The sequence below is a fragment of the Micromonospora sp. WMMA2032 genome (genome assembly GCF_002688545.1).
Lineage (GTDB): Bacteria > Actinomycetota > Actinomycetes > Mycobacteriales > Micromonosporaceae > Micromonospora > Micromonospora sediminicola.
The window spans coordinates 2,481,259-2,493,229 of the sequence record NZ_CP024052.1 but is presented as its reverse complement, the minus strand read 5'-3'; the positions used below and the strand labels follow the sequence as shown (position 1 = coordinate 2,493,229).

Genomic DNA, 11,971 nt, shown 5'->3' with positions numbered 1-11,971 from the left:
TCGACCGCCAGGCTACGCCCGGCCGTGGGCGTCGCTCACCGTCGCCGCCGGATTCCCGCGCAGCACCTCGTCGACGTCGTAGCGGATCGGCCGGTCGAGCTGGCCGTAGCCGCAGGAGCGCGGGTCGCGGTCGGGCCGCCAGCGCAGGAACCGCGCGGTGTGCCGCAGCCGGTCGCCCTCCATCGCGTCGTAGGCCACCTCCACCACCAGCTCGGGTCGCAACGGCTCCCACTCCAGGTTCTTGCCGCCGGTCCACCGGCTCACCCCGCCCGGGATGCGTTGCCCCCGCTCGTGGTCGCCGTGCACCCACGGGTGGCCGCCGCCCACCTCGCGGTAGGGCTCCAACTCGTCGAGCAGCTCCTGGCGCCGGGCCATGGTGAACGAGGAGCTGACGCCGATGTGGTGCAGCACCCCGTCGTCGTCGTGGAGGCCGAGCAGCAGCGAGCCCACCACCGGACCGGACTTGTGCCAGCGGAAGCCGGCCACCACCGCGTCCATGGTGCGCGCGTGCTTGACCTTGGCCATCAACCGCTTGCCCGGCTCGTAGGGCAGGTCGGCCGGTTTGACGATGAGACCGTCCAGCCCCGCGCCCTCGAACACCTCGAACCAGCGCCGGGCGGTCTCCGGGTCGGTGGTCACCTGCGTCACGTGCACCGGCGGGCGGACCCCGGCCAGGGCCCGCTCCAACCGCTCCCGGCGCTGCGGGTAGGGCCGGTCGGTGAGCAGCTCGTCGTCCAGGGCGAGCAGGTCGAACGCGACGAAGTCGGCCGGGGTGGTCTCGGCGAGCAGCTTCACCCGGGAGGCGGCGGGATGGATCCGTTGGGCCAGCAGCTCGAAGTCGAGCCGTGGCTGCCCGCCGGGGCCGTCCCGGCGGATCACGATCAGCTCGCCGTCGACCGCGCACCGGGGCGGGAGCTGACGGAGCGCCTGCTCGACCACCTCGGGGAAGTAGCGGGTCATCGACTTCCCGCCCCGGCTGGCCAGCTCGACCTCGTCGCCGTCGCGGAAGATGATGCAGCGGAAGCCGTCCCACTTCGGCTCGTACGTCAGACCGGGATCGGTGGGCAGCTCGGCCACGCTCTTGGCCAGCATCGGCTCGACCGGCGGGTTGATCGGCAGGTCCACGGCGACCAGTCAACCAGACCCCACCGACGCTGGTGAGCCAGATCACCGCCCGGGCCGGGCGGCGTGTCCCGCCCCGGCCCCTTTCGTCCCCGCCGACCGGATGATGAAACCGCAGGTCAGAGCTACCGTCGCGGCGTGCCGGAGTGGAGTTGCGGATGCTGCGGGCGCTGGCGGGTCAGCGTCGAGCTGGTGCGCGGGCGCTACCGCTACCGGCTGGCGCACCGCTACCCGCCGGAGCACGGCGGCGGCGCGAACGTCGTCGGCGAGGTCGGCTCGGTGGCCGAGCTGGAACGGCTGCTCCGCCGGTACGCCCCGGTCGGCCTGGCCGACCTCCACGAGGCCGCCTGACCCGCCCACCGCCCCGGGCTGTCGCCGCGCGCTCCCGGCCTCGGCCGTGCGGGATCCGGCGTGCGAGTGGGCGGCGTAGGGTGGGGTGGACTGTCCATGGGGGAGGGACGCCATGCGGTTCGTCGAGTCCGTCGAGATCGCCGCCGACGTCGACCAGGTCTGGGCGGTGCAGAGCGACGTCGAGCGCTGGCCGGAGTGGACGCCCTCGGTCACCGCCGCCCGTCGCCTGGAGCCCGGCCCGCTCGCGCTCGGTGCGACCGCCCGGTTGACCCAGCCCTGGCTGCGGCCGGCGGTCTGGCGGGTCACCGAGATCGACCCGCCGTACGCGTTCGTCTGGGAGTCCACGAGCCCGGGCGTGCGCAGTCGGGGCGAACACCGCCTGGTGCGCCTCGACGACGGGCGGACCCGGGCCGAGCTGACGCTGACCCAGAGCGGCCCGTTGGCCGCGCTGGTCGGGCTGCTCGGCGGCTCGACGATGCGCCGCTACCTGCGGCAGGAGGCGGACGGGCTCAGGCGTCGCTGCGAGCGGGGCTGAGCTTCTCCAGCACCGCCAGGCGGTTGCCGTTCTCGTCCGGGCGGTGGGTCACCACCCGGTAGCCGCGCCGGGCGTACAGCCCCAGGTTCTCCGCGCTCTGCGCGCCGGTGAACAGCGCGAACCGGGCCACCCGGCCGGCGCAGGCCTGCTCGACCGCGGCGAGCAGCCGGCCGCCGACGCCGTGTCCCTGCTGGTCCGGGGCGACCGAGAGGCGGCCGACGTGGGCGGTGTCCCCGTCGATGCGGGCCCGCACCGAGCCGACCAGGCGGGGGCCGCGGCGGGCGGCGAGCACCACGTCCGGGCCGGTCAGCGCCGCCCGGACCTCGTCCAGCGTCTCGGTGAGCGGGGGCAGGAACACGTCCCGGTAGCGCTGCGCCTCGACCAGGTAGGCGGCGCGTTGCACGGTGAGGATCTCGCCGGCGTCGGCGACGACGGCGGGGGCGATGGTCACGTCGGTCACCGGCTCAGCTCACCACAACCGGCCCGGGCGGTCGTACCCTGGCGGGTGTGGAGAGGCCCGAACTGACGTACGCCGAGGTGGGTGCGACCCGCGGCGGCGACCTGCCGGCCGGCTACCACCACCTGCGCCACCGGGTCCGGCTGCCCGACGGCGGCTTCCCGCTCGCGGCGGACGCGGTGCTCGGCTGGCGGCTGCACCGCGCCGCCGGCGTGGTGATGCGCACCGACGCCCCGCGCGCCGCCCCCGGCGTCCGGGTCACCCCGGGGCTGGGCGTCGGCCCGGCGCGGGTCTGGGGGCCGACCGAGGTGGTCTGGGCGGTGGACGAGCCGGACCGGGCCGGGTTCGGCTACGGCACCCTGCCCGGGCACCCGGAGATCGGCGAGGAGGCGTTCCTGGTCACCCGGGGCCCCGACGGCACCTGGTTCGAGGTGACCGCGTTCAGCCGGCCGGCCCGGTGGTACGTGCGCGCCGCCGGCCCGGTCACCCGGGGCTTCCAGCTGGGGTACGCCTGGTGGCTGGGGCGCACGCTGCGCCGACTGTGCGCCCGCCGGTGAGCGGTCAGTAGCGGGCGAAGGAGCGGATCGGGGCGCGGGGGCCGTACTTCGGCGCCTGGATCCCGGCCGCCTCCAGCAGCACGCACACCCGACCCCGGTGCCCCCGGAACGGCTCCAGCAGCGCCAGCATCCGGGCGTCGTCGCCGCGCGGTTCCCCGGCCAGCGCCCAGGCCACCGTGTTCGGCACGTGGTAGTCGCCGACGCTGACCGCGTCCGGGTCCCCGTACGCGATCCGCACCACCTCGGCGGCGGTCCACGGGCCGATGCCGGGGACGGCGGTGAGCCGGCGGGTCGCCTCGGCCGCGTCGGCGCAGCGTTCCAGCCGGTCCGCGACGGCGGCGGCGCGGCGCAGCGTGTCGGCCCGCCGCTGCTCCACCCCGAACGGGTGGAAGACCCAGTACGGCGTGGCCGCCACCGCGGCCGGCTCGGGCGGCAGCAGCAGTGGTTGCAGCGGGCCGGGCGCCGCCTCGCGGAAGTGCCGCACGGTCGCCGCGTACGCCCGGTAGGCCTCCTTGCCGGTGACCTTCTGCTCGAACACCGCCCGCAGCAGCCGGGGGAAGACCTGGCCGGTGGCGGGCATCCGCAGCCCGTGGTGCTCGTGGGCCAGCCGGGCGACGAGCGGGTGCGCGGCGGCCAGCGCGGCGAACCCGGTCAGGTCGTCGCGCAGCCCGGCCACCCGGTCGGCCCGCTCGACCACCCACGTGGCGCCCGGCCCGTACCCCTCGGCGACCAGGTCGCCGGCCTCCGGACGCAGCGCCAGGGTGGCCGGCCCGTCCGGGGTGCGGGTGGCCCACCAGAAGCTCCCGGCGGCGATCCGCGCGCACGGGTCGTACGGGCTGAAGGTCAGCGCCCGCACCGAGGCGGCCAGTCGGTAGCCGGCCGGAGGGCGCAGCGTCCGGCGGGCGGTGGGCGAGGTCACCCCGCCACTCTGCCACGCCGCCCCGCCGTGACGGCCGACACCGCCGCGCGGGGCGCGGCGGTGCTCGTGCCGGAAGGCGGGGCGATGCCGGTACGCCCCGCCTTCCGGGTCCACGACGGTGACCGGCCGCGCCCTCCCCGGCGGCGACCGGTCACCGTGACCAGGTGCGTCAGTACGAGTAGGTCGACCCGCCACCCGAGTCGCCGCCGCCCGACGCCGGCGGGGCGACCGCCTTCGGCGTGCCGGTCGGCAGGCAGGTCAGGTTCTTCTTGCCGTTGGGGTCGACCACGAACCAGGTGCCGCCGACGCCCTGGCCCTTCCACTGGCCCGGCTTCTTGTCCCCGATGTAGCGGTAGACCGGCCAGCCCCCGATGGTGATCTGCCGGGTGCCGTCCTGCCGGGTGACCGTGCCGACCTTGTCGTCCGAGACGCCCTGCAGCTGCGGGTTGCCGTCGGTCAACGCCGGCGGCCACACCTCGGCGCACTTGTCCACGCAGTTGGACTGCGCCGGGTCATCCGAGTCCTTGTCGAACCGGTACAGCACCCAGCCGTCCTGGTCGGTGACGACCTGGCCCATCCGGGGTAGCTTCTTGCCGACCAGCTCGTCGGTGAGCTTCACGTCGGACGGGGGCGCCTGGTCGGCGGCGGGCGCCTCGGGTGCCGCCGACGCCTCCGGTTCGGCCGCCGCGGTCGGTTCGGCCGCGGCGACGGCCACCGGCTCCGCCGCGCCCGAGTTCGCGCCGTTGTAGCCCGCGGGGGCGCAGGCCGTCAGTGCGACCATCGCGCTCGCGACGATGACGGTCGTCCGCTTGTGGTGTGCCACGTGCCCTCCTCGATTCTGGCAGTTCGCCGAGTAGTACGGGCGGCGGCGCTGTCAAGGTTGAAGTCGAAAGGGTGGTCCATTTCACAGTGGACCGGTTGAACCGTTCCGCACCGCCGCGCGTGCGGCACCGCGAGGGGGAGGTGGCGGAAACGACGCGACGGCGCCGGGCGGCCAGGCCGCCCGGCGCCGTCGGCGCGGTCACCTCAGAGGTCGGAGACGGTCACCAGCGGGCTCGCCACCCCGTTGACGTCGACCGACTGCACCTGGACCTTCTCGATGTCGCCGAGCGGGGCCGAGGTGGACGCGCTCAACTGCAGCGTGAGCGGGTTCTGGTTGGTGCCGTAGCCGTTGCCCGGCACCGACCAGGTGCTCACCACCTCGCTCGTGGCGTTCTTGCGCACCACCACCAGCCGGCAGGTGCGCGGCCCGGGCAGGCGGCCGAGCTGCACCGCGATCTGCGTGCCGTACTCCTTCTTCGCCAGCCACATCGTGGTCTGCACACCGGTGCCCGGGTCGGTGGCGCGGTGCTCGTCGCCCTCGATCTCCTTGTCGCCGCCGACGCCCGGGGCGTTCGGGTCGGCCGGGCCGCTGCTCGGCGCGGCGGTCGGCACGGGCGGCGTCGGCCCGGCCTGCGGCACGGACGGCGAGTCGTCGCCGAGCATCCCGGCCGCGACACCGCTCAGGCCGCCGAACACCACCACGGCCGCCGCCGTGGCCAGCAACTGCCGGACCCGGGTACGCCGGCGGTCCCGCCGCACGGCCACCAGCGTGCGGTCCAGCAGCGCCGGGTCGGTGTGGGTCTGTTCCAGCGCGGCCATCGCCTCGCCGTCGATGCCGGAGAGCATCCCCACCACCGGGACCATCGTCTCCAGCTCCGCCGCGCACGCCCAGCAGGTGGCCAGGTGCTCCTCGAACCGCTCCGTGTCCTGCGGGTCCAGCACGCCGAGCGCGTACGCGGCGACGTCCATGTGGTCGGCCCGGCTCATTCCGTCACCCCCCTCTCCTGCAGAGCCGTGCGCAGCGCGCGCAGCGCGTAGTAGACCCGCGACTTCGCGGTGCCGAGCGGAAGGCCCAGCTCCTCGGCCGCCTCGGGCACGGTACGACCCCGGAAGTACGTCGCCACCAGGATCTCCCGGTGGGACTGGCTCAGCGTACGCAGCGCGTCCGCCACGGTCATCGTGCGCAACACCCGGTCGGTGCTGTCCGCCTCCGCGAACGCGGTCAGGTCCCGGTCGTACGTCTCCGCCGGCCGGGCCTGCTCGCTGCGGTGCTCGTCGATCGCGATCCGCCGGGCCACCGTCACCAGCCACGGCCGCAGCGAGCCCTGACCACCCTGCACGCCGAGGCGGTGCGCGTTGCGCCAGGCCCGCAGCAGCGTCTCCTGCACGATGTCCTCGGCGCGCTGCCGGTCCCCGCCGGTCAGCCGCATCACGAACATCAGCAGCGGCCCGGCGTGCTCCGCGTAGAGCAGCCGGATCAGCTGGTCCGAGTGGCTGGCCTCGGCGGAGGTCGCCTGGTGGCGTCCGGGGGCGGGTCGCGGCGGCACCGGGTCATTCTGGCGATCCGCCGGACGGGCGTCGACCCCCCGTCCCGAGCGCGACGCGCGCGAGTGTGGCTGCGCCCGGGCGAACATCCACTCGGGCCTCGCCACCTCGCCGTGCCAGCCGGCCGCCACCGCATGCATGCAGACCTCCGGTGTCCAATGACATCAGCCGGCCCCCCACGGGCATGGCCGCCCGGTGATACGCAGCGACCCGCCGATCGGATCAACGATCGACCGAAAAAATTCCCGGCGGGGGCGGAGTGGAGTCGACGGCGTCCGCGTCGCGCACCACCGCGACGCCGCCGGAGAACCGGTCCAGGTCCGCGCCGGCCACCACCCGGCCGGGGAACCAGTCGCCGGCCGCGCGTCGGGTCAGCTCCGGCACCGGCGGCTCCACCCGGGACGCCACCAGCACCAGGTTGCCGTACCGCCGGCCGCGCAGCACCGCCGCGTCGGCCACCAGGCAGGCCCGGGGCAACACGGTACGCACGGTGGCGACCTGCCCACGGGCATGCCGCAGCGGCGGCCCGTCGGCGATGTTCGCCAGGTAGCAGCCGTCGGGCGCGAGCACCCGGGCCACCTGCGCGGCGAACTCGACGGAGGTCAGGTGCGCGGGGGTGCGGGCGCCGGCGAACACGTCCGCCACGATCACGTCGTACGCCCCGTCCCGGCTGGACGTCAGCGTCGCGCGGGCGTCCGCCACCCGCACCTTCAGGCGGGGGTCGGACGGCCAGGGCAGGGCACGGCGGACCAGGTCCACCAACGCGCCGTCCACCTCGGACACGCGTTGCGTCGAGCCGGGCCGGGTGGCCTGCACGTAGCGGGGCAGGGTGAGCGCGCCGCCGCCCAGGTGCAGCACCCGCAGCGGCGCGCCCGCCGGCGCCACCACGTCGAGCGCGGCGGCCAGTCGCCGGACGTACTCGAACTCCAGGTGGGTCGGGTCGTCCAGGTCCACGTGGGACTGCGGCGCGCCGTCCAGCAGCAGCGTCCAGGAGCCCGGGCGGTCCCGGTCCGGCACCAGCTCGGCCCGGCCGGTGTCGACGTCGGCCACCACCCGGTCGTCGTCGCGTCGCCGGCCCATCAGCGCCGGATCCCGCGCGCCGCCGCGGTGAGCACCCGGTGCAGCAGCCGGGCGTCGCCGAGCATCCCGCGCAGCCGGCGCTCCAGCCCGGCGATCGGCACCAGGTTCTGCGGGGCGCGCGGGTCCTTGTACGGGGTGGACGCGAACCGGGGCAGCGTGACCAGCGACAGGTCGGCCAGCGCTACCGCCTCCGGGACGGTCAGGTCGGCCGAGCACTCCATCCGCACGATGCCCGCCCACGGCGCCCCGGCGGCCACCGGCAGCCGCAGGTACCAGGACCAGCCGCCCCACGCCGTGCCCAGCCGGAACACCGGGCAGCGCTGGCCCGGCGCCAGCCCGGTCACCACCGCGGTGAGCCGGGCGTCCAGGTACTGGCTGTGCTGGGTCTTGATGTAGCCGAGCGTGCGCGGCAGGTTGCGCCGGCTGCGCAGCGGGCCGTCCACCACCAGCAGGTCGCCGTCGGTGCGGACCGCGTCCGAGACGGCCACCTCCAGCGCGGTGAGCGGGGCCTGCACCGCGGCCGGCAGCTTGCTCAGCTCGCCGGTGCCGGAGACCCGGTGCACCGGGTAGCGGATCGCCCCGGCCACCACGTCCTGCGCCGACGGGCTGGCCGTGAACAGCCCCCGGCCCACCCGGGCGCCGGCCAGCTCGGCGGCGCCCCGGTCCAGGTCGCAGCGGACCACCCCGGCGGCGTACGAGGCGGCGATGCCGGGGAACGAGCCGCCGTCCTCCTCGGCGGTCCACACGCTGGCGTCGATCCGGCGCACGCCGTCGACCAGCAGCACCACGTCCGGCGCGCGCACGTCCGGGCGGGCGTCGATCGCCCGCCAGTCCGTCGCCGGCAGCTCGACGTCCGCGTCGACCTGGGCGCTGCTCGGCGCGGCCGGACCGGACCCACCCGCCGCCTCGAACGACGCGCCGTACGCCGGGTCCCACGTGTCGACGAAGAACTTCGGGGTCACAGGCCGGTCCGCTCGACGCGGGCCGTGCGCGCGTCCTTGCGGACCTCGAAGCGGACCGGGATCCGCTCCGCCAGGGCCGGCACGTGGGTGACCACCCCCACCATCCGGTCGCCCCGGGCGGCCAGGTTCTCCAGCGTCGCCGCGACCGTGTCCAGCGTCGCCGCGTCCAACGTGCCGAAGCCCTCGTCCAGGACGATCGACTCCAGGCTCGCGGCGCTGGTCGACATGCCGGCCAGCTGCTCCGACAGCGCCAGCGCCAGGGCCAGCGACGCCTGGAACGTCTCCCCGCCGGACAGCGTCCGCACGCCGCGCCGCAGCCCGGCGTCGTGATGGTCGACCACGAAGAACTCGCCCTTGTCGTGGACCAGGTCGTACTGCCCGCCGGACAGCTCCCGCAGGATCCGCGACGCGCCGTCGACCAGCAGGTCCAGCGCCTCGGTGAGCAACCAGCGCTCGAAGTTGTTGGCCCGCAGGTGCCCGGCCAGCGCGCGGGCCACCCGCGCCTGGCGCTCGTGGCCGGCCCGCTGCTCGCGCAGGTCGGCGGCCTGCTCGCGGCGCTCGATGAGCCGGCGCACCTCCGCCTCGGCCCGTTCCACCGCCACCGCCACGTCGCGCGGTGCGTCCTGCGGTGCGTCCAGCCCGGCCGCGGTGAACAACGCGGCGATCCCGTCGGCGACCTCGGCCGCGGCCCGCTGCGCCGCCTCCACCGAGGCGGCCAGCCCGGCCCGGTCGGCGCGCCGCCGGTCGGCCTGCTCGCCCGCCCAACCGGCGAGCGCCGCCCACGCCGCTGCCACGTCGTCCCGGTCGGCGGCCGGCGGCCCGAAGCGGGCCAGCCCGTCGCGGACCGCGTCGAAGTCACGCCAGGCCCGGCGCAGCCGCTCCTGCGCGGCGTCGAGCGCACCCCGCGCCCGCCGGGCCGCCTCCCGGCCGGCCCGCACCGCACCGGCCGCCTCCTCCAACGCGGTCCGCAGCCGCGCGTGCTCGGCCAGCGACTCGCGCAACCGCTCCGGCGCCGGCGCGTCCGTGAGCTGCTCGTCCAGCTCGGCGAGGCGAGCGCCGAGCTGGTCGTGCTGGGTCCGGGCACGCAGCAGCACCCGATCCAGATCACGCGCCGCGGTGTCGCGGTCCTGCACGACCCGCTTGGCCACCTCGCTCGCCGCCCGCGCCGCCTTGCCCACCTCGATCGCCCGGCTCACCGCCGAACCCTTCGGCACCGCCGGCACCGTGGTGACCGTCTGCTCGCACACCGGGCACGGCGCGCCGCCGACCAGGTGCGCCCGCAGCGCCACCGCCTGGTCGGCGGCCTTCGCCTCCTCGTGCGCGCGGAACGCCGACTCCAGCTCCGTCTCGGCCCGCTGTGCGTCCGCCCGCGCCGCCGCCAGCGCCGCCACCGCCGCGTCGTGCTCGGTCCGCGCCGCGTCCACCGCCGCGCGGACCGTCGCCGCCTCCGCGGTCAGCCGGTCCCGGTCCGCGTACGCCTTCAGGTGCAGCCGCAGCGCGCTCTCGTCACCGGCGGCGGCCAGCTCCCCGCGCAGCTTCTCCTCGCGTTCCTCGGCCAGCCCGACCGCGGCCGCCGCCTCGTCGGCGGCGACCCGGGCCTGCGCCACCGCCCGCGCCAGCTCGGCGGTGCCGTCCGGCGGCCGCACCCCGGCCAGCACACCCAGCTCGGCGTCGAGGGCGGCCAGCGCCGCCGCCCGTTCACCCGCCGTGGCCCGGGCCTGCTCCCATTCGGGTACGGCGGCAGCGACCGCGGCGGCCAGTTCCCGCATCGCGTCCACCCGCTCCCGGGCGGCGGTCAGACTGTCGTCGTCGACGTCGGCGAGCCCGCCGAGCATCTTGTCGACAGCCTCCAGCTTCGCCTCGGCCTGCCCGGCGCGTTCGACCGCCTTCTTCTGGACCTCCTCGTAGACGCCCAGCCCCAGCAGGTTGACCAGGATCTGCTGGCGGGTGGCCGGCTTGGCGTGCAGGAAGTCGGCGAACTGCCCCTGCGGCAGCACCACGCAGGAGGTGAACTGCTCGTACGGCAGCCCGACCGCGTCCAGCACCGCCTGCTCCATCTCAGCCGGGGTGCCGGCCACCACCTCGCCCAGGTCCTCCGGGCTGAGCCCGGTGTCGAGCTTGGTGACGTCGAACCCCGGCGGCATGAGCTGGAGCCCGGCGTTGGCCGTCTTCACCGTGCCCCGGCCGTCGCGACGGACCACCCGGGTGGCGACGTAGCGGTCGCCGGCGGACTCGAAGACCAGCCGGACCCGCGCCTCGGTCGCCGACGGCGCCAGCGCGTTGGCCAGCCCCCGCGCCCCGCCCCAGCGGGGGACCGTGCCGTAGAGGGCGAAACAGATCGCGTCGAGCACCGTGGACTTGCCGGAGCCGGTCGGGCCGACCAGCGCGAAGAAGTCGGCGTCGGTGAAGTCGACGGTGGTCTCGTCGCGGAAGACGGTGAAGCCGGCCATGTCCAGTCGCATCGGGCGCATCAGTGGTCGACCTCCTCGAGCAGCTCGTCGAAGAGTTCCCGGACGTCCTCGTCGGCGTGCCCGCGGCTGCCCAGGTAGTCGGCGAACAGGTCGCGCGGCGAGCGGCCGGCCCGCTGGGCGGTGCGGGTGCCGCTGCCCGGCGTCGGCACCAGCTCCGGGTCGATCCGGATCTCCAGCGCCCGGGGCAGCAGCTCCTGCACCTCCTCGCGCAGCCCGGCCCGGGGCTGCTCCCGGACGTAGACGCGCAGCCAGCCCTCCGGCGGCTCGATCTCGGCGAGCTGGGCGAGGGTGCCGCGCACCGTGCGCAGCGGCACCGCGCCGGGCACCGGCACCTCCCGGATCCGGGCGGCGGTCGTCGCGGTCACCTCCACGATCGTCACCGAGCCGACGTTCTCCTGCTCACCGAAGTCGACAGCGAGCGGGCTGCCGCTGTAGCGGATCGGGCAGGGCCCGACGACCCGCTGCGAGCGGTGCAGGTGGCCCAGGGCCACGTAGTGCGCGTTGCCGGGGAACACGGTGGCCGGCACCGCGTAGCCGAGCACGGTGTGCGCGTCCCGCTCGCCACCGCCGGTGCTCGCCCCGACCACGGTGAGGTGGGCGGTGACCAGGTGCACCCGGTCCGGCTCGGTGAACCCCTCGGCCAGCTTGCCGAGCACCCGGCCGAGGTGGTCGGCGTAGGTCTGGTTGGCCTCGGCGGGGGTGAGCGAGTACATCTCCACCGCGCGGACGGCGTAGCGCTGGGACAGGAACGGCAGCGCGGCGACCTGCCACCGCTCGCCGTCGCGGGTCACCCCGTCGACGACGTGCTCGGCCGGGTTCTCCCGGACGCTGCCGCGCAGCGTGATGCCGGCGGCGTCGGCCCACGGCCGCAGCGCGTCCAACGCCGCGCCGTTGTCGTGGTTGCCGCCGATCACCACCACGTCGGCCCCGGTACGCCGCAGCGCGGTCAGCGCCCGGGTCACCAGTCGGGTCGCCTCCGGCGTCGGCGCGGCGGTGTCGTAGAGGTCACCGGCGACGATGACCAGGTCGGGCCGCTCGTCCCGGGCGATGTCGATCACCTGGGCGAGGACCTGTGTGTGCTCCTCGGCCCGGGACTGCCCCTTCAGGACCTTGCCGACGTGCCAGTCCGAGGTGTGCAGGATCTTCATGG

13 protein-coding genes are annotated in these 11,971 nt (G+C 75.9%); 3 read left to right on the top strand and 10 right to left on the bottom strand.

The features are described 5' to 3' along the window. Nucleotides 1-12: 12 nt before the first annotated feature. Nucleotides 13-1,125, bottom strand: a complete 1,113-nt coding sequence (locus CO540_RS10945; protein WP_099161950.1) for an ATP-dependent DNA ligase — start codon at nucleotides 1,123-1,125, stop codon at nucleotides 13-15. Nucleotides 1,126-1,260: 135 nt separating this feature from the next. On the opposite strand from CO540_RS10945, the gene CO540_RS10940 reads away from it, so the two are divergent. After that, nucleotides 1,261-1,473 carry a hypothetical protein gene (locus CO540_RS10940; protein WP_091579363.1) on the top strand — a complete coding sequence of 71 codons (213 nt, stop codon included), beginning with the start codon at nucleotides 1,261-1,263 and terminating at the stop codon, nucleotides 1,471-1,473. Nucleotides 1,474-1,585: 112 nt separating this feature from the next. Next, complete coding sequence (locus CO540_RS10935) at nucleotides 1,586-2,008, top strand: SRPBCC family protein (RefSeq protein ID WP_099161949.1); 423 nt, start codon at nucleotides 1,586-1,588, stop codon at nucleotides 2,006-2,008. Here CO540_RS10935 and CO540_RS10930 read toward each other — a convergent pair. After that, entirely contained in the window at nucleotides 1,983-2,468 is a 486-nt protein-coding gene (locus tag CO540_RS10930; RefSeq protein WP_099161948.1) for a GNAT family N-acetyltransferase, read from the bottom strand. The genes CO540_RS10935 and CO540_RS10930 overlap by 26 nt on opposite strands. Before the next feature lie 47 nt (nucleotides 2,469-2,515). Between CO540_RS10930 and CO540_RS10925 the strand changes: the two genes are divergently transcribed. Beyond that, nucleotides 2,516-3,022, top strand: coding sequence for a DUF1990 family protein (locus CO540_RS10925; RefSeq protein ID WP_253866610.1), 507 nt, complete (start codon nucleotides 2,516-2,518; stop codon nucleotides 3,020-3,022). Between the two features lie 4 nt (nucleotides 3,023-3,026). Here CO540_RS10925 and CO540_RS10920 read toward each other — a convergent pair whose 3' ends face one another. From CO540_RS10920 to CO540_RS10885, 8 genes are all read right to left on the bottom strand, one after another. Beyond that, a complete protein-coding gene (locus tag CO540_RS10920; protein ID WP_099164705.1) occupies nucleotides 3,027-3,941 on the bottom strand; it encodes a DNA-3-methyladenine glycosylase in 915 nt (304 codons plus the stop codon). A 169-nt stretch (nucleotides 3,942-4,110) separates the two neighbouring features. After that, complete coding sequence (locus tag CO540_RS10915; protein WP_099161946.1) at nucleotides 4,111-4,764, bottom strand: hypothetical protein; 654 nt, start codon at nucleotides 4,762-4,764, stop codon at nucleotides 4,111-4,113. A 203-nt stretch (nucleotides 4,765-4,967) separates the two neighbouring features. After that, on the bottom strand, nucleotides 4,968-5,750 hold the full coding sequence (locus tag CO540_RS10910) for an anti-sigma factor (RefSeq protein WP_099161945.1): 783 nt from the start codon (nucleotides 5,748-5,750) through the stop codon (nucleotides 4,968-4,970). Further along, on the bottom strand, nucleotides 5,747-6,448 hold the full coding sequence (locus CO540_RS10905) for a sigma-70 family RNA polymerase sigma factor (protein ID WP_091579334.1): 702 nt from the start codon (nucleotides 6,446-6,448) through the stop codon (nucleotides 5,747-5,749). The genes CO540_RS10910 and CO540_RS10905 overlap by 4 nt, the downstream gene beginning before the upstream one ends. 82 nt (nucleotides 6,449-6,530) lie before the next feature. Further along, a complete protein-coding gene (locus CO540_RS10900; protein ID WP_099161944.1) occupies nucleotides 6,531-7,388 on the bottom strand; it encodes a spermidine synthase in 858 nt (285 codons plus the stop codon). Then, nucleotides 7,388-8,350 (bottom strand): hypothetical protein, encoded by a 963-nt coding sequence (locus tag CO540_RS10895; RefSeq protein WP_099161943.1) that lies wholly within the window; start codon nucleotides 8,348-8,350, stop codon nucleotides 7,388-7,390. Before CO540_RS10895 ends, CO540_RS10900 begins: the two co-directional genes overlap by 1 nt. Beyond that, on the bottom strand, nucleotides 8,347-10,821 hold the full coding sequence (locus CO540_RS10890) for an AAA family ATPase (RefSeq protein ID WP_099161942.1): 2,475 nt from the start codon (nucleotides 10,819-10,821) through the stop codon (nucleotides 8,347-8,349). Before CO540_RS10890 ends, CO540_RS10895 begins: the two co-directional genes overlap by 4 nt. Next, nucleotides 10,821-11,969: an exonuclease SbcCD subunit D gene (locus CO540_RS10885; RefSeq protein ID WP_098745758.1), complete on the bottom strand. Its 1,149-nt coding sequence runs from the start codon at nucleotides 11,967-11,969 to the stop codon at nucleotides 10,821-10,823. Before CO540_RS10885 ends, CO540_RS10890 begins: the two co-directional genes overlap by 1 nt. Nucleotides 11,970-11,971: the final 2 nt, after the last annotated feature.

Excerpts from the sequence above, each read along its gene's own strand:
- CO540_RS10935 (WP_099161949.1), top strand. The coding sequence starts at position 1,586 with ATGCGGTTCGTCGAGTCCGTCGAGATCGCCGCCGACGTCGACCAGGTC.
- CO540_RS10910 (WP_099161945.1), bottom strand. The coding sequence starts at position 5,750 with ATGAGCCGGGCCGACCACATGGACGTCGCCGCGTACGCGCTCGGCGTG.
- CO540_RS10905 (WP_091579334.1), bottom strand. The coding sequence starts at position 6,448 with ATGCATGCGGTGGCGGCCGGCTGGCACGGCGAGGTGGCGAGGCCCGAG.
- CO540_RS10900 (WP_099161944.1), bottom strand. The coding sequence starts at position 7,388 with ATGGGCCGGCGACGCGACGACGACCGGGTGGTGGCCGACGTCGACACC.
- CO540_RS10890 (WP_099161942.1), bottom strand. The coding sequence starts at position 10,821 with ATGCGCCCGATGCGACTGGACATGGCCGGCTTCACCGTCTTCCGCGAC.
- CO540_RS10885 (WP_098745758.1), bottom strand. The coding sequence starts at position 11,969 with ATGAAGATCCTGCACACCTCGGACTGGCACGTCGGCAAGGTCCTGAAG.